Here is a 24,323-nt window from a genome sequence, read left to right as displayed (position 1 = left end):
CCTATCTCTTGGGCCCGGTTTTAAGGCCGATCATTCTTTTGGCCGGATTGCCGAACATGGAGTGTTTTGCCTCGACATTTTTGACAACAACACTTCCCATTCCAAGCGATGCGCTCTCACCAATCACCAAATTATCACGAATCGTAACACCCATTGCTATGGTGGCTCCGGCGTGAACCCTGGTGTGCCCCCCCAGCAGTGAGCCGACAGACATCCATACCGCGTCTTCAACGACCGCTCCGTGTCCAATGTTGCACAAGTTGCCAACAACAACGTCGTTGCCAATATGAGTCGACGCCAGTATGCCGCCGGCAATCACGGCGCAGGCCCCGACCTCGGTATTGCTGCCGATGTACACACCACCCACATGAGGAAATTTCAATAGCCGGCCATCTTCAGCCCGGTACACGGTGACACCATCACTGCCAATAACCACATTTTCACGAATGACAGAATTTTCTCCAACACGGGTGCCTGTTTTTAATACTACACCAGCACTGATGATGCTCCCCGCTCCCACTTCAACCCCCGGCTCGATAACCGCTGTGGGTGCGATTTGGGCCTCCGGTGAAATGCCCGCTTCTTCAGTGAAACCTCTTCTGTGGGCATCTACACCAACGGCTTCGATCAACCAACACAGTGCGTCCATGAACGCAGCTCTGGGGTCGGCGACCATACAAAATTCGTTGGACCCCCGAATCCTTTTGTCCGGAATATTCTCTATCACAACCAATGACTCTGTCAGTGTTTGGACACCGGGGAAATCGTCATAGCTGGAGAAAGCCAGTTGTTTTTGGCCGCCATCCCGGGAATCGCAGATGCCTTCCAGCAACAGATCTTTTGCGCTGGCGGATTCTATCTGGCAAGAATGTCTTTCCGTGAGAAAAGCAATTACGCGGCCCGCGCTGACCGGGGTTCGAAAATAGGTGCCCAAAGGTGGCTGAGTCACTTGAGCACCTCTAAAACCGTGTCTGCAATGCTGACGACATTTTCTTTGGTTAACCCGGAATAAATTGGCAGGCACGCAATTCGCTCTGCCAGTTTTCGAGACTCGGGACAGCCCAGAGAATCAGTTTCAAGACAGGCTACAGACTCGAGTGAAGGGTAAAAGTATCGTCGCGCGACTATCTTCGAGTTACTCAGTGAAGATATGACCTTCGCCAACTCATCACTATCTTTGAATGCAACTGGATAGTATGCGTGATTGCGTGTTGCCCCAGCTAAAATCCGCTGCCTCTGACCCTTGCCGCCCAGGCAAGCCTCATAAGTTTCAGTTAATTCTCGCCGGTCTCGTTCTATTAATTCAATCTCATCCAGTACACAAAGTCCCATCGCCGCCTGGAGCTCATTCATCTTGGCATTGATACCCAGTTCCCTGATCGTCTCGGGGCCGGCGATACCGAAGTTAATCATTTTCTTCGCCCGCTCCAGATCTTCCTTGCGCTTGAAGATAATAGCCCCGCCCTCGCAGGTATGAAACAGTTTGGTGGCATGGAAGCTCAGGGTGGCAGCATCGCCATGTTTGAGCAGGCTTTCACCTTTATATTTCACTCCGAAGGCGTGGGAGGCGTCGTAGATCACCTTCAGGCTGTGCGCACTCGCTATTTTGTCGATGGTCTCGACATCGCAGGCGTTCCCGAATACGTGTACGGGAACTATCGCACGAGTCCTTGGGGTAATTGCTGCTTTGATGTTGGCCGGGCTCAAACACCAGGCATCTGGGTCTATGTCTGTAAATACCGGCTGTACACCATCCCACTTCAGAGAGCTGGCGGTGGCGATAAAGGTAAATGGGGTGGTGATCGCTTCCGGCTGTGCGGCGGGCGTTGCATCACTTACACCTAGAGCGCGGTAAGCGATTTGCAGCGCCAGGGTGCCGTTGGATACCAGCAGAAGATTTTCTACACCCAAATAGTCTTCCAGCCTTTGGGTGAGTTGCTGCACCAGTTGGCCATTGTTGGTAAGCCATTGGCGCTCGTAGATGCCGTCTATGTACTGGTTCAGCTTTTCCCGATTCGGGAGGTATGGCTTGGTTACCGGGATCATAGAGTGTCTTCCAGAATGTCTTGCAAGTAGTCGCCATAACCATTTTTCTTCAATTGGTCGGCTTGGGCCTGCAATTGTTCCCTGCCTAACCATTCCTGGTTGAACGCAATTTCTTCCAGACAGGCAATCTTGTAGCCTTGCCGTTTTTCAATTGTTTCCACAAACTGCGCGGCTTCCAGCAGACTTTCATGGGTACCGGTATCCAACCAGGCAAAGCCACGGCCAAGCAGTTCTACGTTCAGCCGGCCCTGCTCCAGGTAGCCGCGATTTATGTCTGAGATTTCCAGTTCCCCACGGTGACTGGGTTTTACCTGTTTGGCAATTTCTACCACGCTGTTGTCGTAGAAATAGAGGCCGGTTACCGCGTAGTGGGATTTTGGCTTTTCCGGCTTTTCCTCAATGGAGATGGCTCTTTTGTTGTCATCAAACTCCACTACTCCGAAGCGCTCGGGGTCTTTTACCTGATATCCGAATACGGTAGCCCCTTCAGAACGCTGTGCAGCTTGCTTTAGCTTTGGGGTAAAGCCTTGGCCATAGAAAATGTTATCACCCAACACCAGGCATACATTGCTGCTGCCTATGAACTCTTCGCCAATGATAAACGCCTGGGCCAGGCCGTCTGGGTTTGGCTGTACTTCGTAGCTCAGGTTTATGCCGAACTGTTCGCCCGTACCAAGGGCGCGTTTGAAGTTTGCCTGATCTTCCGGGGTGGTGATGATGAGGATGTCCCGGATACCCGCCAGCATAAGTACAGAGAGCGGGTAGTAGATCATGGGTTTGTCATACACTGGCAGAAGTTGCTTAGAAGTACCCAAGGTTATGGGATACAAGCGGGTTCCTGAACCACCAGCTAGAACGATGCCCTTCATGCCGTTACTCCTAAACGTTCTCTTTGATAGCTGCCGTCCTGTACACGCTGACACCAATCGAGATTATTCAGGTACCACTCTACAGTTTTGCGGATGCCGGTTTCGAAAGTTTCATCTGGTGACCAGCCAAGCTCACGCTGAATTTTGCCGGCATCTATGGCGTAACGCAGGTCATGGCCCGGGCGGTCTTTTACGTGCGTGATCAGACCCCGGTAGCTATTTTCCTGAGGGCGTAGCTCCTGAAGAATGTCGCAGATGGTCTGGACTACCTCGATGTTCTGCTTTTCGTTATGGCCGCCTATGTTGTACGTTTCGCCCGGTTTGCCTTCGGTGACCACCTTGTAGAGGGCGCGGGCGTGATCTTCTACGTAGAGCCAGTCGCGGATCTGGTCGCCTTTGCCGTAGACAGGCAGCGGTTTGTTTTCCAGGGCATTGAGGATAACCAGTGGGATGAGTTTTTCCGGGAAGTGATAGGGGCCGTAGTTGTTTGAGCAGTTGGTGACGAGTACCGGGAGCCCGTAGGTGCGCTGCCAGGCTCTTGCCAGGTGGTCGGAGCTGGCTTTGCTTGCGCTGTAGGGGCTGCTTGGGGCGTAGGGGGTTTGTTCGGTGAACAGTGGCAGCGTATCTGGTTGTCGGATTTCGCTGCGCTCTATCCGACCTACGGGGTCTAGCCCCCTCTCCCCTTGCCCCTCTCCCGCGAGGGGAGAGGGGAGCTCACCTAAGTCCCCGTAAACTTCGTCTGTGCTTATGTGGTGGAAGCGGAAATTGGTGCGGCGTTGCTCGTCCAGGCCTTGCCAGTATTGGCGGACGGCTTCGAGTAGGGTGTAGGTGCCGACTATGTTGGTTTCGATGAAGGCTGCGGGGCCGTCTATGGAGCGGTCTACGTGGCTTTCGGCTGCCAGGTGCATGATGGCGTCTGGTTTATGCTCTGCCAGTACGCGGTCTACTTCGGTGCGATTGCAGATGTCGACTTGTTCGAACACGTAGCGGTTGCTCTCGCACACTTCCGCCAGGCTTTCGAGGTTGCCGGCGTAGGTGAGTTTGTCCAGGTTGACCACTTCATCTTTGGTGTTGTTGATGATGTGGCGGATGACTGCGGAGCCTATGAAGCCGGCGCCGCCGGTTATCAGGAGTTTCATAATCAGGTCGTTATTGGGTGTTTGTGGATGTTGCTTGGGTAGTCCGGTCTTGCTTGGGGTGTCGGATTTCGCTTTGCTCTATCCGACCTACGTTGTTTCCCTTGCCATTGCGGATGAACGCTCGGACGAAGACGATGAATACGCTTAGCATTCCGCCCAGCATTGTAGCGATGATGGCGATCAGGGCCCGTTTTGGTTCGGTTTTTTCCTGGGGGACGACGGCTGGATCGACGGTCTTGAAGACGTATTCTTGCTGTGCGTTTGCCAGCATTACCGTTCGTGTTTCACTTTCTATTAGCTGGTAGAACACTTGTTGCATGCCGGCGATGTTGGTTTCGTCGAGCTTGGCTTCCAGATAATTGATGCTGGCTTCCGCATCTTCAATATCCTGGGCTCGCATGTGTTCGTTTATGTCTTTGACCAACCACTCAGTCCACTGCATTGCAGCCACTGGAGAGCGGCTTTTTACACTTACGGTTACCATGCCGTTATCTTGATTTTCACTAACGCTTAGATGGCTTTCCCTGAATTTCTTTACGAGGTCCCAGTTGGTTGGCTCCAAGCTCTCACCGTCTTCATCAGTACCCCACTCTCTCGTCTCGGGGTTGTAAATTTCCCGGTTATAGACCCATTCGCTCTGTCGAATATTCCATGCTTCTGTCGCCATTAACGGTGCCGCGAGTTCATGACGACGGATGAAATCAGTCAGAAACACCCGTGACTGAAGCACTTCTTTGGCGATAACGGTATTGCTGGAGCCATCCTCACCGATGTTAACACCTGCAAGGCTGGCCAGGCTGCCTAGCTGCCCACCGAGCCGGCCACTATTCTCTCCATCCGCAGGCGCTAGAAGAGCATTGGCCTGGTAGATATCCGGCTTGTAAAGCGCATAGGCAACGCCGCCTGCAGCGAACAGTATGGTCATCAGGATGACTATCCACTTACCCGCCCATAGAGTGGCAAAGAGTTCCCGAAGGTCAATCTCATCATCCGGGTAATGTCCGGCCTCAGGTGTTTCTAGTACACGTTCGTAACGGGTCATTACAGGTTCCCCACAGCCGCTGCACCCAGCGCCATCTGATAAACAATCTGGCTCACGTTACTCCAGAGCTCCAACTGATTCAGTCTGTCCACATCAATGGGTACGATAATGGTGTCACCCGGCGCCAGTTGCTGGCTGCGGCCGCCGAACCAGCGGCTTTTCTCTGGCAGCATTACCGAGCCGTCTGCCTTCACTACGTACACCCTTTCCTCATCCGCCTGGCGGGTGGGGCCACCGCTGCGTTCAAGGTAGTCATCCACGGTCAGGCCTTCTGTGTGCAGATGGCTGGTGGGGAACTGGACTTCGCCAAATACGCTGACGGCTTGTGGGATAATCGGCACGGTTAAGGTGTCACCATCCTGAAGGCGGATGGGTTGGTAATCGTCGTTTCCCACAACCGATGCGAGGTTAATTACCATTCGGCCTACGGGGCGGGAGTCCTGCACTTCTTCCAATAGATCCTGAACCTGTTGAGTGCGTTCTGCGTTCTGGCCACCGAAGTCGTCGCCTTCCAATTGCACACCCACCAGGTCGCCCTGCAGTCTTTCTTCCGCTTCGCGCAGGCGCTGGGCTTCCAGTTGGCGTAGTTTTTCGCGGGTGAATACGGCACCTTCCGGGAAGGCGTTCTCCGTCAGCCCACCAGCGCGTTCGATCACTTCCCGCAGGGTTTCGCCATCACGGATGGTGTATTGGCCTGGGTAACGTACTTCACCGTTAAGTTCAATGGTTTTGGCCTGGGCGAATTCCGGAATGGACTTTATCAGCAGGCGATCCCGGCTTTTAAGGGTGACGGATACCTGGCCTTCCATAACGGCCTGTAGGTTCAGGTTCTGGATCCTGGTGTTACCGGTGCCTTCGTCGTCCACTCCGAAGCGCGCGAGCTCTGCGGTGTATAAAGAAGCAGAGTCTTTGAGGCCGCCGGCTACATAAATGGCGTCTGCTACCTGCCTTGAGGCCGGCAGTGGGTATTCACCCGGGTAGCGTACCGGGCCAGTTACGCGGATGGTTTGTTGGGGCGCGCCCGGTTTGGCCTGGGCCTTAAGCCTTTGCAATACGGGGGCAAACAAGGCTTCCCGACTGAACCGGCTGTAATCGGTCTCTTCAGCTTCTGCCGCAGCCATTTCTCCACGCTGCGCCTTTTCCTGCTCGCTGTCATTTCGATCACTGGCTTTTGCGCTTACCTTGCCTTCATCTGCAAAAATCAGGAACTGGTCTTTCTCCTGCAAAAGAATGTCGTTCTCGCCGCCGGGGTTGTCCAGCGCGTGCCGCAGGCGCAGGTTGATGACGGATACAGTGTCGGTCTCCGGATCAGTACGTACGATGGCCGCGTAGCGCTTGTCGGCTTCCCGGAGCAGGTCGTTGTCCAGGGACTGAATAACGGAGCTCACCCGCATGCCCGGCACCCAGGCGTAACGACCGGGGCGAGTGGCGGCACCCTTCACTTCCACATACTGGCCAGTGATGTCGGAGATGGAGGCGACTTCTATACGGTCACCGGGTTTAACCTTTGCCTGTCTGCCTTTTGGCGTGGTGAGGTTGGCTTCGGCGATAATGCGCAGGAAGTCGTCGTTGTTGCGTTCAATGCGCACCAGTTGCGGATAGGCCTGGGGGGTCAGGCCGCCGGCCAGGTTCACCAGTTCCTGCAGGTTGGTGCCGTTTTTCAGTTCGTAGAGTGCGGGGCGGTAGACTTCGCCGTCTATACCTACGCGGTCCCCTACTGGCGGGATGAAAATTACATCGCCGGGTTGCAGGCGATTGTCGTTGGAGGTGTCGCCTGCCAGCAGCAGGTCGTACAGGTCCAGTTCGCCGACCAGCTTGCCGTCCCGCTTGTGTTGGATTTTACGCAGGGAGCCGGTGCGTTTGATGCCGCCGGATACGTAGAGTGCGTTGGTAATGGTGGAGAGCGAGCTGACGGTATAGGAACCGGCGTTTCTTGCCTCACCCAACACAAACACCCGCATGCTGCGCAGTTCGCCCAGGGTAACGCTGGCTTGCACGCCTATGTATTGCTCGGAGACCAGCTTCTTGATTTGCTGCCTGGCCTGGTCGAAGCTCAGGCCGGCGATGACCTGGGGGCCGGACTGGGGGAAGCTGATGGTGCCATCCCGGGAGACGGGCAGTTCCAGTTGCTGGTTTTCCTTGCCCCAGAGCTGTACCCGCAATACGTCACCGGGGCCCAGGGTGTAGTCGTTGGGAATGGGTATTTCGGTGACCGGCGCAAAGGTTGTGGGGCTGCCGGCGAACAGGTCGTAGCCGAAGGGCTTCAGGCCGCCGTTCTTGCGGTCCTGTTCTTCGTTGCTTTCCTGTTCTTGCCGGGCCTGTTCCCGCTCCTGGTCAGTGATGGCATCAACCGGCTCTACCACGTTCACGTTTTGTGGCCGCTGATTCTGCTGCCCATTGGATCCGGCAATGGAATCCAGATCCACCCCATACTGGCTGGCCAGGGCTTCCTGCTGGGCCCGGGGCATGCTCTTGAACTGTTCAATCTGGGACTGGCTTATGGATTGGGCGGCGGTGGTTACTGGCAAAGCAAGAGCCAGTGACAGCAGAAGTCGTTTAGTCAGGTTCACTTAGTCAAATCCGTTTTTTAGAAGCGATAACGCCAGGCGGCACCGACAGACCATTGGTCTTTCTCGCCGCTCAGGAATTCTATCTTTTTGTCGGTGGCCTGGGCCGTGAGGTCCAGCCAGCCGTTGAGAAATTGTGTGCCGTAACCCATAGATACCACGGCTGCTTTCTGGCCGCCGCGCGGTACGTTGTAGAAAATATCGCTGTCGGTGATGACAGTGCGGTTACCGCCGTCTTTGTTCAGGTCCAGATAACCCAAAGAGGCGGAGAGGTTACGGCCATCCGGGAAGAAATTGAATACGCCCAAAGTCAGGGTTTCCGCGTCGCCGTCAAAGGTGGAGGCCATGTTGCGGCCCTTGTAGCGGTAGCCACTGCGGTAGCGGGAATGGTCGTAGGTGATATTGGGCATGGCGTTGCCGAGAAAGTCGTCGGCCAGGGTGTTGCTGTATTCGACGAACCATTGCTGGTCACTGCTTAGCAGTTGGGTGGTCCAGTCGGTGCCCAGTAGCCAGGATTTTCGGGCCGGGAAGGCGCCGGCTTCGTCTTCACCCATCATCTGGCCGTACACACCCATGGCCTGGTCGCCGATGGCGAAGCCATAGCGGGCGTCGATGCTGGCCAGTTGGTTGCCGGGGTCGTTCTCTTCCAGTTGGCCGTTGTCGCGACCGATCAGGGCGTTCCAGATGGTGGAGGCACCTTCCGGCCTGCCTTCACCGCCGAACATGATGGCGCGGGAGAAGCCAATATCCAGGCCGTCAATGGGCCTTACGGTCAGGCGCATGCCGATCATCTTGGCTTCCGGCACCGCGCGCTCGTCTTCCAGTTGGCTGGCAAATACGGTGAACTGCCAGGGGCCGACCCATTTCAGCCAGTTGGCTTCCGGTTCGCTGGCATCTTTACGGTTCAGCCAGATGGCGGGCATGGGGCGGGCGTTGTTGGAAAGGATCAAACTGCTCTGCCACCCAGGGCCCCACCAGCGGTCGATGGCACCAGCGCCAAATACCCAGTTGCCGGCGGTTGCGGCAAGGTAGGAGCCGTCCAGCCGCAGGGATTCATCGTCTTCCGGGTTGGCAGCAAAGGCAGGTTTTAAACCGAAAGCCCAGGATTCACCCTGCCATTGCACGTTCAGGCTGGTTTCCGCCGTTTCACGGGGGCCGGCCTGGAAGCCTCTCACAAACGCCGGTTCACTGGTTGCGCCCAGTTCGTATTCCGCGCGCCAGCCCTGCTTGCCCTGCTCGTCCATCTCGAACTTGAGATAGGCCAGCGGGCCGCCGATGGCCGGGGCATCGCTGCCGGTTTCCTGGCTCAGGCCGCTGTGTACGGTGCCCATCATCACCGGCCAGGTGGAGGTGGTGCGGTTCAGATGGCCCCGGTCTGCCAGTTTCTGCAGGGCAAAGCGGGCACGGTTGTCACCGGGTTCCAGCCAGGGGGCGGAAAAAGCCACTGATGAATGCGTGGAGGCGATCAGGCACGCTACCGCCCCACCGACCAGGGTCCAGTGTTTTGAGGTCATATAAAATAACTATCTGAAAAGACAGGGGGAAAAACAAACACAACGGAGGGAACAACTGAATCCCAACTGTATCCCTGTCGGTTAATGAAGAATCTGTTTCAGAAGCGTGACGATTCTACGGCATCCCATGTTACACGCAAGTGACAATAGCCCTGACATGCCGGCCGTTGGCCGTATCAGTGGTTAAGAATTGTTAAACCTTTTTTGAACATGGGTTCGGTTGATCATATTTCAGACGTTCGATCCTTCACCAAACCAATAAACTCCGCTAGAAAGGCAGCAAAGACACCCGCCATCAACCCGAGCATTATTGCGAGCACCACTATCAGGGCCCGTGATGGGCCAGCACCTTTGCCACTTTGCCTGCTGACCACCAGGGCCTCGAACGGTGCCAGGGATTCAAGGTCCGATTCCAGCGAAAGCTGATTTTCAACCGCTGAGGCAATGGCTTCTCCGGTATTTTGCCCGCCTTCGAGCATGTCGATTGTTGAATCCATGGATTCGATTTGCGTCTCCAGGCTCTTGCGTAGTCTAGCCAAAGCCTCATTTTGCTCAGCCCCCACTCGCTCAATCAGTTGCCGGTGACTTTTCTCAACCAGCTCTGCATCAGAGGGCGATGCCTCCGACACGATGCGAACCAGACCCGTGTCTTCAGGATTACTGGCCGTTATTTTAAACGGCAAATTGCGGTTGTGCTCCGAGCGATGCGCGGCCTCCAGATCGGGTACCCACAGGCTGTCCAGTTCGGCAATTATGGTTGAGGGCTCTTCGAGGTACTCACCGTTCGCCTTTTCAGCCACTTTCATGAGGCTGACGTATTCGTGTTTTTCTGGTGCCAACAATGCGTATGCCACGCCCGCGAGAGAGACCATTATAAATACGACGTAGAATACCCTCCGGCGTTTAAGAAATGTCGTCGCCAGATCAACCAGGCTGATTTCGTCATCGTATTGGGGGCGTGACGGCCCTTGGGGTGGTTCTACCATTCTGCAACCATTGTTTGTTAAGTGTTCGTGACATTATGACTGTTTGGAGGACGAAAAGAAGTGAGTAGGCGTTCCCTTTTTGGGATTGGGTTGTCGGATTACGCTTTGCTAATCCGACCTACTGGGGGGAGTTGTGGGGTGTCGGATTACGGCTTTGCCTAATCCGACCTACGGGTACGGGGGTTGAGGGTGGAGAGGGGGACTTTTACGGTTTGTTGTTTTTGCATGAAGCTGATCAGGACGATGGCGCGCTCTTCGCCGTCGTAGGCCTGGAAGATGGCGCTGATGCCTTTGAAGGGGCCATCCTCTAGCTCCACAGGCTGGCCGGGTTTGATGCCACCCTGCTCCGCCACGGTGTGCAGGCTGTCTTTGATGTGCTGGATGACGTCATCCGGGATGGCGGCGGGCTTGTTGGCGAAGCTGACGATGCGCAGGATTCCCCGCGTGGAGCGCAGCTTGCCCCACATGGGATCGGTTTTCTCCAGGTTCACGAACAGGTAGCCGGGGAACAGGGGTTCCAGCTTTTTGGTGCGCTTGCCGGCCTTGATTTTTTCTACCGTGATTTTCGGGTAGAAGCAGGCGATGTCCTGGTTTTGCAGGTGTGTCAGGGCACGGTCGCCCTGGCTGGGCTTGTGTTGGAGGGCGTACCAGGTCATTGGTGCCTCTTGGTTTGGATGTTACAGATGTGGCCCACCTAACAACTCTTCCAAGGATATTGCTTTCAAATACCTACCACTCATCACGCATTTCCCTTTGTATGTCCATGCCATCCTTGCCTTCAAAAGCTTTTATTCCGCAGTTGCTCAGATCCAGAGCGCTCTCTGCAAGCTCCCGGGAGCCTTGGTCCGTTATCATTACCACGATTCTGGCGTGGCTATTATCCAGTTGGCTGTACTTTTCTGGAAGTTTAACGACACCGTTCTGAATATCTGCTTCAAACTCTATCGCGTACATGTCCGGGTCCTCAATTTCGCTATGTTTCGGATTATATCAGAGTTGTCGAGCCACGGCCCTTGGTGCCCTTTACGGGCAGATACGAGGTACCGGGCAGGAAGTTTCGCGGGGCTTGTGTTCGGAGTGCGGAGGGAGTACCAAGTCATGCGAAGTGGGCAATCTGCTCTTCAATGCTCTCCGGCAGCGGAATCGAAAGAAAAAAATCCTTGGGGTACAAGTAGCTTTCACCGGATTCATCGATAACGCGGATCATGCCCAATTCATCAGTTGTAGAGTCTTCTACAACCTCGTAGAGCTTACGAGGCTCCAGGGACGCCTCATAGCCGGTGTTTTTTGTGCAGACTACGAAATGGTGTGACATAGATTTGGCTTGATCTCTTGTTCGACATGGTAATTATTGCCAAATTTGAAAGCTCAATACCAGTCACCGGATGCGACAAAATGGGGGTTCAGTACGTTTTCCTTGCCGTACTGCAGGGGCTCGCCTTCCAGCGTTTCCACTTTGCCCCCGGCCGCTGAGAGCACCGCATGGGCCGCACCGGTATCCCACTCGCAGGTTGGCCCCAGCCTTGGGTAGATATCCGCATGGCCTTCGGCGATTTTGCAGAATTTGAGGGAGCTGCCCGCCTGCACCAGTTCATGGGCGCCGAGCTTGTCAATGAAGGCTCTGGTTTCTTCGTTCAGGTGGTTCTTGCTGGCGACAACGCGTTTGGTTTCACCCGGCTCCACCACGCTGATCCGCCGGGTGCGGCCTGTGCGATCCCGCTTGTAGGCGCCCTCACCTTTCAGGCCCCAGTAGGCTTCTTTTAGGGCAGGCGCGGTGACCACGCCGAGAATGGGTTCGCCGTTTTCGATCAACGCAATGTTGACGGTGAATTCTCCGGTACGTTGGGTGAAATCCCTGGTGCCGTCGATGGGATCGATCAGCCAGAACCGCTGCCAGTGTTTGCGCTCGCTCCAGGGGATCTCAGCGCCCTCTTCAGACAGTACCGGAATATCGTGGCTGAGGTTGCGCAGGCCTTCCACAATCACCCGATGGCTGGCGACGTCCGCTGCGGTAATGGGCGACTCATCTGCCTTAAACTCCACCTTGAAGTCCGTCATGTAGATGCTGAGGACTTTTTCACTGGCGGCGTCGGCGATTTTGAGGACATCGGGGAGGATGGAGCTGTAGTGCATGAGGGGCGGCTTCCTGCGTCAGATCAATAACTTTTGGCCTCTATTCTCTCATAATCCTGATTGCTTTTGGGTTTAAGCAGCTCCTCATAAACTGATTCATTTCGCTCATATCACCGCTTTCATAAAACCAGAGCATCAGTTGGTTGAACTCCAGTTGCCGGGTTGCTGGTACGTTGATCGCCGGAAAGCCCATCGACAACAGGTGTCCATTCATCATCAGGCGTCCCATCCGTTTGTTGACGTCATAGAAGAACTGGTTCCTGGCCATGGTCAGGAAAACGTGGATTGCCTGATCATAAACGTCTTTGTAGGCAGCCATGTTTTCAACCATCTGATCAAACAGTGCGGGCAATGCGCTCGCGTTCGGGGGCTCGTACTCGGTTCCCGCTATCAAGATATCACCGGTGCGAAATCGCCCCCATTCGAGCGCCTCTTCTTTCACTGCGATGGCATGAAGCTGACGTGCGCAGGCCTGCGAGACCTCAAACTCACCCGCCTTCAACAACTTGAAGAGCTCCTTCCAGGCCTCGCCCTGATTAACCGCAATTTGCTGGTCACTCAGCTTGTGCCCGCCGATGGTGATTCCCTGCAGCAGCGTCTGAACCTCTGGCAGCGTAAAATTGATGCCCTCCAGTTGCACGGCGTCATACACAAAAACGGACACGTCCCGCTGGGCGAGCATGAGCGCTTTTGCCTGATTGGGAGGCATTCCCCAGTGCTTGTCTGTTGGTTTCTTCATTACGGGTTGCCGTCAGGGGGAATTTGACCGCAGGGCTTCCTGCTTTAGATCAATAACGTTTGCGCTATTATGGGCGATAGTGATGTAACACATCAAAACTAATACAAGGATGCCCCCATGAAGCTGCAATTCCTTGGCGCTGCAGGCACGGTAACCGGTTCCCGCTATCTGCTGTCCGATGACAAGCATCGGCTGCTGGTGGACTGTGGCATGTACCAGGGCGTGAAGAACCTGCGCAAACGCAACTGGGCGCCGTTTCCAGTGGAACCCTCATCAATTAATGCGGTGGTGCTGACCCACGCCCATATCGACCACACCGGCTACTTGCCCGCACTGGTAAAGAACGGCTTCAAGGGAAAGATTTACTGCACGAAAGCAACTCATGAACTGTGCAAGGTTCTGCTGCCGGATGCCGGCTATCTGCAGGAAGAGGACGCCAAATATGCGTTCCGAAAGGGGTTCTCAAAGCATGAGAAGCCGGAACCTCTTTTTACCGTTAAGGATGCGCAAGAAGCCCTGAAACACTTCGAGCCCCTGCACTATCACGAACGCTTCGAGCCGGTGAAAGGCATGGAGGTTACCTTTACCCCCGCCGGACACATCCTTGGGTCGTCCTGCGTTCACGTCCATCACCGTGGCAGCGACCGCACGGTGGTGTTCAGCGGCGATGTGGGCCGACAGAACGACGTAATCATGCGCCCGCCAGAACCTATCAACAAAGCGGACGTGCTGGTGTGTGAATCCACCTACGGCGACCGGTTGCACGCGAACAGCGATCCGGAATCGGAACTGGCTGACATAATCACCAAAACCGCCGGGCGCGGTGGCATCGTGCTGATGCCCTCCTTTGCCGTGGGCCGGGCGCAGATGCTTTTGTACCTGGTTCACAAGCTCATCGCCGAAGGCCGGGTACCGAAAATGCCGGTATACCTGAACAGCCCCATGGCAATAAAAGCCACCGAGATCTTTTCCCGGCATCACAAGGAGCACAAGCTCAGTGCCGCCCAGTGCGAGATGATTGACGAGAACACCGAGTTTGTCCGCACGGTGGATGAGTCCATTGAGCTCAACAATGTGCGCTTCCCTTGCATTATTATTTCTGCCAGCGGAATGGCCAGCGGTGGCCGTGTGCTACATCACTTGAAGACACTGCTGCCCAATCCGCGGAACAGCATTGTGTTTGCGGGGTTCCAGGCCCCGGGTACCCGTGGTGATGCGCTGGTGAATGGGGCGGAATCGGTGAAGATTCATGGGGAGTATTGGCCGGTTAAGGCGGAGGTGTATAACCTGGATTCGCTGTCAGCTCATGGGGATTACAATGAGATTTTGCAGTGGCTTGGGGCTGGGACGCTGAAGCCGGAGAAGGTTTATATTACTCACGGTGAAGTTGTTGCCAGTGATGTTATGCGGAAGCGGATCAGAGATCGGTTTGGGTGGGATGTTGAGGTGGCGGAGTTGTTTGATGAAGTAGAGGTATAACCTCTTGATGACAGGGAAGGGATCTGGACAGCTTCCCTGTCATTACAAGCCTGGTAACGCGATCAGATCACGGTACACCCATTAGGACTGTATCTGCCCTTCCAGTTACCCGCCCCGCTCGGATCAATGACACATTGCCAGTTACCGGCAACAGAACGCTCCATCCTGATGACAACCCCCGCCAAGTCGCTATGTGCGTTGCCGCCCATGGTCACCTGAATGTGACCAGAACCGTCAGGATTTAACACCGCGATGTCGACCCCCTGAACCCCTGTGGTCAATGATGAGGGCAAATAACCAATGTCGGAATTATCGATTGTAGCTCCATTCGCCAGGCGCTCCTCTACTGCAGATTTGTAAGCAGAAAGTTCTCCAAGTGCCCGATTTACCTGGGATTGCATTACGTGCCCTCGGTAAGCCGGTATGGCAATGGACGCAATTATGCCAATGATAGCGACAACAATCATGAGCTCAATGAGGGTGAAACCGCTGTTTTTCTCAGACATGCTTTGTATTCCGAAGACCCAAAGATACTTTTACGGAGCAAAGTCCGGACCAATACTTTTACAGGCCTTATAGGAGGTGATCCCCGTACAACAAGAATGAACATGCCGAGATTACCGACGAGGGAAATTTCCATGAAACCAGAAACGTGGCAGTGTCCGTCCTTTTGATTGCTCCTGATAATTGATCTCGTCTGCTTTCATATCGAGATAATAGGTATGCACCTGGCCCGCCCACAACAGCCAAAGTACCAAGATGACTGCCGCAGAGGACGCCGCAAAAGCCAGTTTTGCAGGGGATCTTGCGTGATTGCCCTTGCCTCCTTCATGGCAAAATTCTGGTGGGGCGATCAACGCCCAGAACCCCACCAAAACAAGCAGACCGACTAGCATTGAACCGGGCGCTATAAATACAGCTGACACCCCCGCATGTATCAACGCGCCGACTACGGATGCAGTAACACCGGAAAGCGTGAAAACGCCCCCCGCTTTGCCCTCAATCAATAAAACGGTGCGCCACCTCCAAAAATGGAGAGTTAGCTGGAGCACCAGCAAGAGGAGCAGGAGAATCAACAGCCAGCCATACTCGGCAGCCCACATCAGATACATGTTGTGCGGGTGCCCAAACTTACTACTTTCCGAATACGCCTGCGTAAGCAGATCATGAGTTAACCAGGATTGTGGCCCCATACCCAACGGAAAATGCTGGAGACTCATCTGCCAGGCTTCAATAAAAAGCGGCACCCTGCCAGAGCTGGCTGTCTTGACCGAACGTAATTCTGTTTCACCAAAAAGCAGTGATGGCACCAAAACGGAGAGGAAAAACCAAATAGCCACTCCAATTAGAAGGTAGATCAAGAACTGCCTTAGCCAAGGCCAGCTTTGACGGCCAAAGAACACCGTTGCGAGGAGTACACCACTCGCAATTCCGAGGATCGACCCCCGGGACGTCGACAGGATAATGATCCACCACCAGAGCCCGGCTCCGGTAGCGACAATCGTGCGCCATAACCGGAACTTGCCCAGGGGACCTACCAGTACCGCCAGCGGCAGAATTGGCAGAAGCCAGGTTGCCACATGACTCCAGTATCGTATATTCACGAAGCCCCACGGAATCAGACCTGAAAGATCGGCTTGGCCATCAACTAATGCGAACAAGTAAACGTTCACCGACATGGCACCATAAAAAAAGCAGGCCGCTGCTGCGACAGACACCAAAATCTCTACGTAGCGATTGGCGGCTCCCTGCATCGCAAGAACAAGCCCCCCTGCCACCATTGCAGCGAAGTAAAACGAATACAAACCGGGCTCTACGAAAGCATAAATCTGCTCACGGAAGGTGAAAGACAGGGCGGGAAAACCAAGGATAAATAAAATAGCAGGTAGCAAGGAAAATGCTGATTTTGTTGAGGGTAATCCTCGGATCGCAATAAAAAACGTGGCACCAACTGAAACACAACCGATCAACCCCGCCAAAAGGAAGCGCTGGTCCGCGTATGAACCCGCAAACATCGGCAAGAAATCAGCAAACAGAACAGCGATTAAAGACAAGGCGACCGCCGACCCTGCCAAGGCACACGTTATCTGACTGGCTCTCAATTTTGCGGTCCTCCAACTCGAAGGTTTATGTTGCCCAACGAAAATCCAACGTTGTCACGTGTACTATCCAATAAAAAAGCCCGGGGCCTTGGCCCCGGGCTTTCAGACTACCGCATTGATTTTAACGAATCTCTGCGGAAGCTATTTTACGACACCCTTATTAGGATACCGGGCAGCCAGCAGGTGCGTAGCTGTCTTTCCAACCGTTGCTTGTAGTCGGAGGGGTGGTTTCACAGGTGTAAGCACCGTTTGCAGTGCGAGACACGGTGATAGTCGCGCCACGAACAGCCGCAGAGGCGTCAGTACCCAAAGTGACTTCCCAAGACATAGTTGCGGTATCGCCGCCGTTGATAGTCAGACCATGATTGGGAGCAGTGTCAGCGTTAGCGACGAGGTTAGAACCGGTCCAACCAATGCCGATTTCGCGCTGAGGAGTCGCATTGAGATTATCCACATTCGCTACAGCACCACCGTTGTTGAAAATGCTTTCTGCATTTGACTTCAGTGCACTAACCTCGCCAACCACACGAGAAACCTGTGTACGGGCGGTGTAGTCCTGATACTGAGGAATGGCAACAGCTGCCAAGATACCGATGATCGCAACAACGATCATCAATTCGATGAGTGTGAAACCCTTCTGGGCGTGATTCATTTGAATGTTCTTCATTGGTCGACCTCTGTGTTTGTCGTTAATCCACTCGATACGGCCCGGGCCCGGTGGAGTTGCACCCCGTGACCGGTATCTAGAGCCTGAACTTCATTAAGCATTGCTCGTGCCAAGTAGATAACATCAACGATAGCCCCGTTATTATCAGCACTTTATAAAACATTGTGAAACGCGTCACATCGACAAAAGCGGTCAAATCGATGCCCTCATGCGTCACTGGGTGACAATAATTGTCAGATGAAGTAAATGATCACACGCCTTTCCAAACGGTGGTCAGCCATCTAAACTCACTCCATTAGACGAATATCCGTTTCAGTAACTTAGGCTGCGTTTCTTACACAATTTATGTCTACCAATAAAAGCAATGTGACGCTTACGGGCTTGGCAAGACGCTTCGTCGATGACGGGCTTATTGATGAACCCACCGCGAAAGATGCCTTTCTCCAGGCATCCCACAATCGCATCCCCCTCATTACCTACCTCGTGCAGAACAACCTGGCGAACAGCAGTGGGCTTGCCTTTTCCGCCGCGATGGAGTTCGGCGTTTCGGTTCTGGATCTCAGCGCTTTCACGCCGGAAATGATGCCCGAGAAGGTAGTAGACGAGAAGCTGGTTCGAAAACACAACGCCCTGCCTCTCTATAAGCGAGGGAACCGGCTTTTTATTGCGGTCTCTGACCCAACCAATATCCAGGCGCTGGATGAAATCAAGTTCAATACGGGTTTGAGTACTGACGCCATCCTGGTTGATGACGCCAAGCTTCGGGAAGCTATCGAAAAGTACCTTGAATCCCACGATACCTCGATGGGTGATCTCGATGATGCGGATCTGGAGGGTGTAGAAACTGAAAGTGGTGATCAGGAGGACGAGGCCGTTGTCGCAGCCACTGATGTGGACGACGCGCCCATAGTAAAGTACGTGAACAAGATGCTTCTTGACGCCATTCGGGGCGGCGCCTCAGACGTACACTTCGAACCCTATGAAAAGACCTACCGTGTTCGATACCGCACGGATGGCATTCTCAAGGAAATGTCGCGCCCCTCTATCAAACTGGCGCCGAAGATCTCTGCCCGTATAAAGATTATGGCGCAACTGGATATTTCGGAGCGCCGGGTCCCCCAGGATGGCCGGATCAAGATGAAGCTGTCCAAGACAAAGGCCATCGACTTCCGGGTAAACACCCTGCCGACACTCTGGGGTGAAAAGATTGTTCTGCGGATTCTGGACCCAAGCCAGGCCAAGCTGGGCATTGACGTTCTGGGTTATGAAGAAGAACAGAAAAAGCTGTATATGGATGCCCTGGAGCAGCCGCAGGGCATGATACTGGTTACCGGGCCGACCGGTTCCGGTAAAACGGTGTCGCTGTATACCGGCCTTAACATTCTGAACACGCCCGAAAGAAACATTTCGACCGCGGAAGACCCGGCGGAGATTAACCTGGAGGGTGTGAACCAGGTGAACGTAAACAACCGGGTCGGCCTTGGTTTTGCCGAAGCGTTGCGCGCATTCCTGCGGCAGGATCCGGACATCATCATGGTGGGCGAGATCCGGGACCTGGAAACGGCGAACATTGCCATCAAGGCGGCGCAAACTGGGCACTTGGTGCTTTCAACCCTCCACACCAACAGTGCGGCGGAAACACTGACCCGTATGATGAATATGGGCGTGCCCTCCTTCAACATCGCAACGTCTGTGAGCCTGATTATTGCCCAGCGCCTGGGGCGGCGGCTGTGCAATTCCTGTAAAAAGGCTGCTGACATCCCCAAGGACGTGCTTTTAGCGGAGGGGTTCACACAGGAACAAATTGATACAGGGTTCACGTTGTACCGCCCCAAGGGCTGTGATAAATGCAATGGAGGATATAAAGGCCGCGTCGGGATTTACGAGGTGGTCAAGATTACCGACGAGCTGGCAAACATGATTATGGAAGAGGCCAGTTCGATTAAAATTGCAAAGCAGGCACAGGCCGAAGGCTTCCCGAACTTGCGGCAGTCTGCCCTCAAAAAGGTAATTGAGGGTGTGACCAGCCTTGAGGAAGCCAACCGCGTGACGAAGGATTAAGTATGGCAGAAAAAGCAGAGAAACTTCAGGCGTTCGTCTGGGAAGGTAAAGACCGCAAGGGCAACAAAACCAAGGGGGAGGTATCAGGTACCAACCTGGCTTTGGTCAAAGCCCAACTGCGCAAGCAGGGCATCATCCCAGACAAGGTGAAGAAGAAACCGAAACCGCTGTTTGGCGGCAGCAAGAAAATCACGCCATTTGATATTGCCATGCTCACTCGCCAGCTCGCCACTATGATGAAGGCTGGCGTGCCCCTGGTTCAGAGTTTCGATATTGTTGCTGACGGCCTTGAGAACAGAGGTCTTCAGGAGCTGGTCACAAACATTCGTAACGATATCTCTTCAGGCACCAGCTTTGCCGGCGCCCTGAGAAAACACCCAAGGCATTTCGACGATCTGTACTGCAACCTTGTGGATTCCGGCGAAAAAGCTGGTGCGCTGGAGGGTATGCTGGATCGTATTGCCACGTATCTTGAGAAAACTGAAATTCTTAAGAAGAAAGTAAAGAAGGCCATGACCTACCCCGCAGCCATCGTTGTGGTCGCCATCATTGTAACAGCGATCCTGCTGGTGAAAGTTGTGCCTCAGTTTGAAAGCCTCTTCCAGGGGTTTGGCGCTGAACTACCAGTGTTCACGCAGATGGTTGTGAGGCTATCAGAGTGGCTTCAAACCTGGTGGTTTGTAGTATTGCTTGGAATTGTGGGTACGATTTTTTTATTCAAAGAGGCTGTACACAGATCCCAGAAATTCTCCGACTTTGTCGATAAATATGTACTGAAACTGCCTATTGTTGGCGAAATTCTGGATAAGTCCGCTGTCGCCAAGTTCGGACGCGTGCTTTCCACGACCTTTGCAGCGGGTGTGCCGCTTGTTGATGCGCTTGATTCGGTTGCTGGAGCGACCGGTAATGCCGTCTATCGGGATGCCATTCAACGAATCAAGAATGATGTTTCGAGTGGTACCCAACTGCAGGCCTCTATGCGTCAGCAGGATATCTTCCCGGTTATGGCAGTGCAGTTGACAGCCATTGGTGAAGAGTCCGGTAACCTGGATGAGATGCTGGAAAAGGTAGCGATTCATTACGAAGCAGTAGTGGATGATATGGTCGACAACCTGACAGCCCTGCTGGAGCCGGTGATTATGGCCGTACTCGGCGTGCTTGTGGGCGGCTTGATTATCGCCATGTACCTGCCGATCTTCCAGATGGGTCAGGTTGTTGGTTGATAACGCCTTCCCCCTCTCCCCAACCCCTCTCCCGCAAGGGGAGAGGGGCTTTGATGGCGCGAACAGAGAGTTTTGATGGTTTCCCTTGATACGTTTCTAGCTACCCCCTGGCTTCTTTACACTGCGGTTATTTTCTTCTCCCTCTGCGTCGGCAGCTTCCTGAACGTTGTCATCCTGCGCCTGCCAAAGATGATGCAGCAGGACTGGCGTTGCCAGTGTGAGGAGTTTCTGGAGCTTCCAGAGAAACAGCGCAAGAAAGATGAGCCGGTTACGCTTTCCAGGCCTGCCTCCACCTGCCCTTCCTGTGGCCACGGGATTCGTGCCTGGGAGAATATTCCGGTAATCAGTTACCTTGTGCTGGGTGGTAAGTGCGCTTCCTGCAAGGCTGGTATTTCGCCGCGTTACCCGATTATTGAGGCGGTCACGGCGCTGTTTTCGGTGGTGACCCTTCTTGTGATGGGGCCCACGGAGGCGGCGCTTTGGTCACTGGTGTTGGTGTGGGTACTGATTGCGCTGACGGTGATTGATTTTGATACCCAGTTGCTGCCAGACAGTATGACGCTGCCGCTGATGTGGCTGGGGTTGATACTGAATTATTTCGGGGTGTTGGTGGATTTCAGCAGTGCTTTCTGGGGTGCTGTGGTTGGGTATCTGTCGCTTTGGTCGGTTTACTGGTTGTTCAAGTTGGTGACAGGCAAGGAAGGCATGGGGCATGGTGACTTTAAATTGTTGGCCGCTCTTGGCGCCTGGCTGGGATGGGAGTTGTTGCCTGCGGTGATTTTGTTGTCGTCGTTGGTGGGTGCCGTTGTGGGGATCAGTTTGATGGTGTTCCGTAAGCATGGGCGCGAGGTGCCGATTCCGTTTGGGCCGTATCTGGCGGCGGCGGGGTTGTTGTGCCTTTGGTTTGGGGCGGAGATTCAGGCAGTTTGGTTTGCTTATCTTGGGGTTTAGGTTGGGTTGTCGGATTACGGCTTTGCCTAATCCGACCTACCGCCATGGTTTGTGTTGCCCACGTAGGTCGGATTAGCGAAGCGTAATCCGACAACAAGGTTCCTTTTTTGGAGGCATTATGACGGTCATCGGCCTCACTGGCGGAATTGGTTCCGGAAAATCCACCGTGGCGCGGCTGTTTGGCGCCCTGGGCGTTCATTGGGTGGATGCGGATGATGTCGCCCGCGAGGTTGTCGAACCCGGAACGCCTGCGCTGGAGCGCATTGCTGAACACTTTGGGAAAGACATTCTTTTACCCAATGGCAGCCTGGACCGGGCGGCGTTGCGGCGGGTTGTGTTTGATGCGCCGGAGGAGCGTGCCTGGCTGGAAGGGTTGTTGCACCCGGTGATTCGCGAGGAGCTGATGCGCCAGCTAACTCCGGACAACTATGCCCTGCCCTACGTAATGCTGGTGTCGCCGTTGCTGCTGGAAACCAACCAGCACGAGTTGGTCGAGAAGGTGGTTGTGGTGGATGTACCCGTAGATGTGCAAATCCAACGGACCATGGCCAGGGATGAGAATACCAGGGAACAGGTGGAGCGCATTATTGATGCCCAGATGCCCCGCGATCAGCGGCTGCAGAAAGCCGATGAGGTGGTGGACAACAGTCAGCCTATTGTTGACGTTGAGCGCAGGGTGGAAGAGCTGCACCGGCAGTTTCTGGTGGCCTTTGGGCAGTAGTGTTCGAGCCTTTCTCTCACTTTACGGCGTTGTTGCCGCCCTGCTTTGGGCCGCTCCGGCATTAGCCTACGCGGAGCCACCGTTTGTCATTTCCGAGCGTTCGCCGGTTGAAGAGCTCGCCCTGGAAAACTTGCCTCCGTCGTTCTATACCTTTTCTCCCGATGAATTCTGGGCCGAGCCCCGGGATTCCTATTGGCTGATTGCCAGCAACTGGGTTCTGACGCAAGAGCGTACCCAGAGTGACCGCGTTCAGGCTCTGGGCGAATGGGCGGACCGCACCCTGTCTGGCAGCAGCCAGGCGTTGCCGGATAATGAAAGCTATTTACGTGTGGGCTTTGCCACGGAGTCTGAGTATGGCGACCCTGCCCAGTTCGAGCCCGAGGCGCGTTTCCGGCTGGACATTCCGACGGTTGAGGAGAAGCTGCGGCTGGTGATTGAGAGTGAGAGCGATGAGCTGATTCCGCTCTCGGAGCGGCGGCGCAATCGGCAACTGACGGAAGACGAGCGAAGTGATACCGAGGCCACGGGGGCCTTTCGCTATCTTTCCAATGTGGGGGATGCGATCAATCTGAGCAATGATGTGGGTGTGCGCCTGCGGCTGCCGGCTGATGCCTTCTGGCGGGCGACGGCGGAGAAGCAGTGGCAGCCGGGGGAGACCTGGAATCTGGCGGTTAAGCAGCGGGTTTATTATTTCCATCAGCAGGGCTGGGGTTCCCGGTCCTGGTTTGGGGCGGGGCGGGCCCTTGGGAATGGATGGAATGCGCTGCTGTCTTCGGAGATGGAGTGGGTTCATGATGAGCGCAAGTTTGAGCTTTCCCAGACGGCGAATTTTTACAAGCGGCTGAATAACCGTTCTACGCTGAATCCGCGGGTGGGTGTTTTGGGTGAGAGTCAGCCTAACTGGCGGCACACGTCGGTGTTTGCGGATGTGACGTTTCGGTACCGTTTGCACAGTGATTGGTTGTTTGGTGAAGTTATTCCGGCTTTGGAGTTTCCGCGGGATGAGAGTTTTAAGGATCGGGGTTCTTTGATTTTGCGGATTGAATTGTATTTTTCTGGCAGTATTGATCGGCCCTACTGATGGAGTTCAGTGATTTCTGGCCGAGCTTCAGAATTTCCCCGGTCGAGCTTCAGCAGGTGGGCCCTTCCAAAACACGCTCAAGCACATCCTTGTGGCGCTTGAGCTCCGCCATCCATGGCTCCGCACAGTTTTGGAAGGGCCCACCTGCTGAATCTCTAACTTGAGTTGTCTATAGCGCTTATGAGTCGTCATCAATCCCGCCCTTCTGTCGATGCGTTAACGCTTACGCCCGTTGCCATTACCCGCTCCTGTTTCCGCGACAAGTTTGGGGTGCCCCGCCAGCCGGGGTTAACCCGGTTTGCCCATGCCGATCTGGTGATTCAACCGCCGTTTGACCGGGAGGATGCGTTTCGGGGGCTGGAGACGGCGAGTCACCTGTGGCTGACGTTTCAGTTTCATGAGGCGGTGCGGGCGGAGTGGCGGCCGGTGGTGAGGCCGCCGCGGTTGGGTGGGAACAGGAAGATGGGGGTGTTTGCCAGTCGGTCGCCGTTTCGGCCGAACAGTCTGGGGCTTTCGGTGGTGCGGAATGAGGGGTTGATGCGGGATGCGGATGGGCGGCTGGTGTTGCGAGTTGGGGATCATGATTTGATTGACGGTACGCCGATTCTGGATATCAAGCCGTATCTGCCGTTTGCGGATTCGGTGCCTGAGGCGACCCTGGGCTGGGCGGATTCTGCGCCGACCGAGCGGTTGCCGGTGGTGTTTCTGGAGGAGGCGGAGCAGCAGCTCGCGGCGTTGCCGGCAGAGCGGTATCCGGACTTTCGGGGGCTGATCGAGGATGTGGTAAGTTACGATCCGCGGCCGTCGTTTCGGCGGGGCCGGGATGAGGAAAGAATTTACGGGGCGCATCTGTACGATCTGAACGTACGATTTCGCTTTATCCATGGAGATTCACAGGAACGTGTCGAAGTGCTGACGGTCTGTTAAACTGCAGATCGGTTGTTTTTTCGACACAGGGAATGCGTGCCTTGCCTCCGATCCGGTTATTCAGACGAATAGGTGT

General features: G+C 54.7%; 23 protein-coding genes. 7 read left to right on the top strand and 16 right to left on the bottom strand.

Going from position 1 to position 24,323, the window contains the following annotated elements:
* Position 1: 1 nt before the first annotated feature.
* From NLU14_RS01750 to NLU14_RS01690, 13 genes are all read right to left on the bottom strand, one after another.
* Complete coding sequence (locus tag NLU14_RS01750; RefSeq protein ID WP_275704430.1) at positions 2–949, bottom strand: LbetaH domain-containing protein; 948 nt, start codon at positions 947–949, stop codon at positions 2–4.
* Positions 946–2,046 carry a DegT/DnrJ/EryC1/StrS family aminotransferase gene (locus tag NLU14_RS01745; protein ID WP_275704429.1) on the bottom strand — a complete coding sequence of 367 codons (1,101 nt, stop codon included), beginning with the start codon at positions 2,044–2,046 and terminating at the stop codon, positions 946–948. The genes NLU14_RS01750 and NLU14_RS01745 overlap by 4 nt, the downstream gene beginning before the upstream one ends.
* Entirely contained in the window at positions 2,043–2,915 is an 873-nt protein-coding gene (gene rfbA / locus NLU14_RS01740; RefSeq protein ID WP_275704428.1) for a glucose-1-phosphate thymidylyltransferase RfbA, read from the bottom strand. Before rfbA ends, NLU14_RS01745 begins: the two co-directional genes overlap by 4 nt.
* A complete protein-coding gene (locus NLU14_RS01735) occupies positions 2,912–4,054 on the bottom strand; it encodes a dTDP-glucose 4,6-dehydratase (protein WP_275704427.1) in 1,143 nt (380 codons plus the stop codon). Before NLU14_RS01735 ends, rfbA begins: the two co-directional genes overlap by 4 nt.
* 10 nt (positions 4,055–4,064) lie before the next feature.
* On the bottom strand, positions 4,065–5,096 hold the full coding sequence (locus NLU14_RS01730) for a Wzz/FepE/Etk N-terminal domain-containing protein (RefSeq protein WP_275704426.1): 1,032 nt from the start codon (positions 5,094–5,096) through the stop codon (positions 4,065–4,067).
* On the bottom strand, positions 5,096–7,666 hold the full coding sequence (locus NLU14_RS01725; protein WP_275704425.1) for an SLBB domain-containing protein: 2,571 nt from the start codon (positions 7,664–7,666) through the stop codon (positions 5,096–5,098). Before NLU14_RS01725 ends, NLU14_RS01730 begins: the two co-directional genes overlap by 1 nt.
* Positions 7,667–7,683: 17 nt before the next feature.
* Positions 7,684–9,177: a capsule assembly Wzi family protein gene (locus NLU14_RS01720; RefSeq protein WP_275704424.1), complete on the bottom strand. Its 1,494-nt coding sequence runs from the start codon at positions 9,175–9,177 to the stop codon at positions 7,684–7,686.
* A 224-nt stretch (positions 9,178–9,401) separates the two neighbouring features.
* Positions 9,402–10,163 (bottom strand): GumC domain-containing protein, encoded by a 762-nt coding sequence (locus tag NLU14_RS01715; protein ID WP_275704423.1) that lies wholly within the window; start codon positions 10,161–10,163, stop codon positions 9,402–9,404.
* A gap of 158 nt (positions 10,164–10,321) precedes the next feature.
* The gene (gene rfaH / locus NLU14_RS01710) at positions 10,322–10,819 is read right to left on the bottom strand and encodes a transcription/translation regulatory transformer protein RfaH (RefSeq protein ID WP_275704422.1); all 498 of its coding nucleotides are present in this window, start codon (positions 10,817–10,819) and stop codon (positions 10,322–10,324) included.
* Between the two features lie 73 nt (positions 10,820–10,892).
* Complete coding sequence (locus NLU14_RS01705; protein WP_275704421.1) at positions 10,893–11,117, bottom strand: hypothetical protein; 225 nt, start codon at positions 11,115–11,117, stop codon at positions 10,893–10,895.
* A gap of 142 nt (positions 11,118–11,259) precedes the next feature.
* Positions 11,260–11,478 carry a hypothetical protein gene (locus tag NLU14_RS01700; protein WP_275704420.1) on the bottom strand — a complete coding sequence of 73 codons (219 nt, stop codon included), beginning with the start codon at positions 11,476–11,478 and terminating at the stop codon, positions 11,260–11,262.
* A 53-nt stretch (positions 11,479–11,531) separates the two neighbouring features.
* Entirely contained in the window at positions 11,532–12,296 is a 765-nt protein-coding gene (cysQ, locus tag NLU14_RS01695) for a 3'(2'),5'-bisphosphate nucleotidase CysQ (RefSeq protein ID WP_275704419.1), read from the bottom strand.
* A gap of 40 nt (positions 12,297–12,336) precedes the next feature.
* Positions 12,337–13,035 (bottom strand): Fic family protein, encoded by a 699-nt coding sequence (locus NLU14_RS01690; protein WP_275704418.1) that lies wholly within the window; start codon positions 13,033–13,035, stop codon positions 12,337–12,339.
* Positions 13,036–13,152: 117 nt separating this feature from the next.
* Between NLU14_RS01690 and NLU14_RS01685 the strand changes: the two genes are divergently transcribed.
* Positions 13,153–14,514, top strand: coding sequence for an MBL fold metallo-hydrolase (locus NLU14_RS01685; protein ID WP_275704417.1), 1,362 nt, complete (start codon positions 13,153–13,155; stop codon positions 14,512–14,514).
* Between the two features lie 62 nt (positions 14,515–14,576).
* On the opposite strand, the gene NLU14_RS01680 is transcribed toward NLU14_RS01685, so the two are convergent.
* From NLU14_RS01680 to NLU14_RS01670, 3 genes are all read right to left on the bottom strand, one after another.
* Positions 14,577–15,020, bottom strand: coding sequence for a pilin (locus NLU14_RS01680; RefSeq protein ID WP_275704416.1), 444 nt, complete (start codon positions 15,018–15,020; stop codon positions 14,577–14,579).
* A 111-nt stretch (positions 15,021–15,131) separates the two neighbouring features.
* Positions 15,132–16,568 (bottom strand): O-antigen ligase family protein, encoded by a 1,437-nt coding sequence (locus NLU14_RS01675; protein ID WP_275704415.1) that lies wholly within the window; start codon positions 16,566–16,568, stop codon positions 15,132–15,134.
* A 208-nt stretch (positions 16,569–16,776) separates the two neighbouring features.
* Positions 16,777–17,283: a pilin gene (locus tag NLU14_RS01670; RefSeq protein WP_275704414.1), complete on the bottom strand. Its 507-nt coding sequence runs from the start codon at positions 17,281–17,283 to the stop codon at positions 16,777–16,779.
* A gap of 345 nt (positions 17,284–17,628) precedes the next feature.
* Here NLU14_RS01670 and pilB point away from each other — a divergent pair, with 345 nt between their 5' ends.
* The 6 genes from pilB to tsaA all read left to right on the top strand — a co-directional run bounded on the left by pilB (position 17,629) and on the right by tsaA (position 24,247).
* Complete coding sequence (pilB, locus tag NLU14_RS01665; RefSeq protein WP_275704413.1) at positions 17,629–19,344, top strand: type IV-A pilus assembly ATPase PilB; 1,716 nt, start codon at positions 17,629–17,631, stop codon at positions 19,342–19,344.
* A 2-nt stretch (positions 19,345–19,346) separates the two neighbouring features.
* Positions 19,347–20,567, top strand: a complete 1,221-nt coding sequence (locus NLU14_RS01660; RefSeq protein ID WP_275704412.1) for a type II secretion system F family protein — start codon at positions 19,347–19,349, stop codon at positions 20,565–20,567.
* A gap of 75 nt (positions 20,568–20,642) precedes the next feature.
* Positions 20,643–21,518 carry a prepilin peptidase gene (locus NLU14_RS01655; protein ID WP_275704411.1) on the top strand — a complete coding sequence of 292 codons (876 nt, stop codon included), beginning with the start codon at positions 20,643–20,645 and terminating at the stop codon, positions 21,516–21,518.
* 118 nt (positions 21,519–21,636) lie between these two features.
* On the top strand, positions 21,637–22,239 hold the full coding sequence (gene coaE / locus NLU14_RS01650; RefSeq protein ID WP_275704410.1) for a dephospho-CoA kinase: 603 nt from the start codon (positions 21,637–21,639) through the stop codon (positions 22,237–22,239).
* On the top strand, positions 22,229–23,320 hold the full coding sequence (locus tag NLU14_RS01645; RefSeq protein ID WP_338040775.1) for a hypothetical protein: 1,092 nt from the start codon (positions 22,229–22,231) through the stop codon (positions 23,318–23,320). Before coaE ends, NLU14_RS01645 begins: the two co-directional genes overlap by 11 nt.
* 180 nt (positions 23,321–23,500) lie before the next feature.
* Entirely contained in the window at positions 23,501–24,247 is a 747-nt protein-coding gene (tsaA, locus tag NLU14_RS01640; RefSeq protein ID WP_275704409.1) for a tRNA (N6-threonylcarbamoyladenosine(37)-N6)-methyltransferase TrmO, read from the top strand.
* The last annotated feature ends 76 nt before the right edge of the window (positions 24,248–24,323 follow it).

The sequence above is a fragment of the Marinobacter iranensis genome (genome assembly GCF_029207565.1).
Taxonomy (GTDB): Bacteria; Pseudomonadota; Gammaproteobacteria; order Pseudomonadales; family Oleiphilaceae; genus Marinobacter; species Marinobacter iranensis.
Note: the sequence above shows the minus strand (reverse complement) of the source record. Positions and strands in the feature narration are given on the sequence as shown.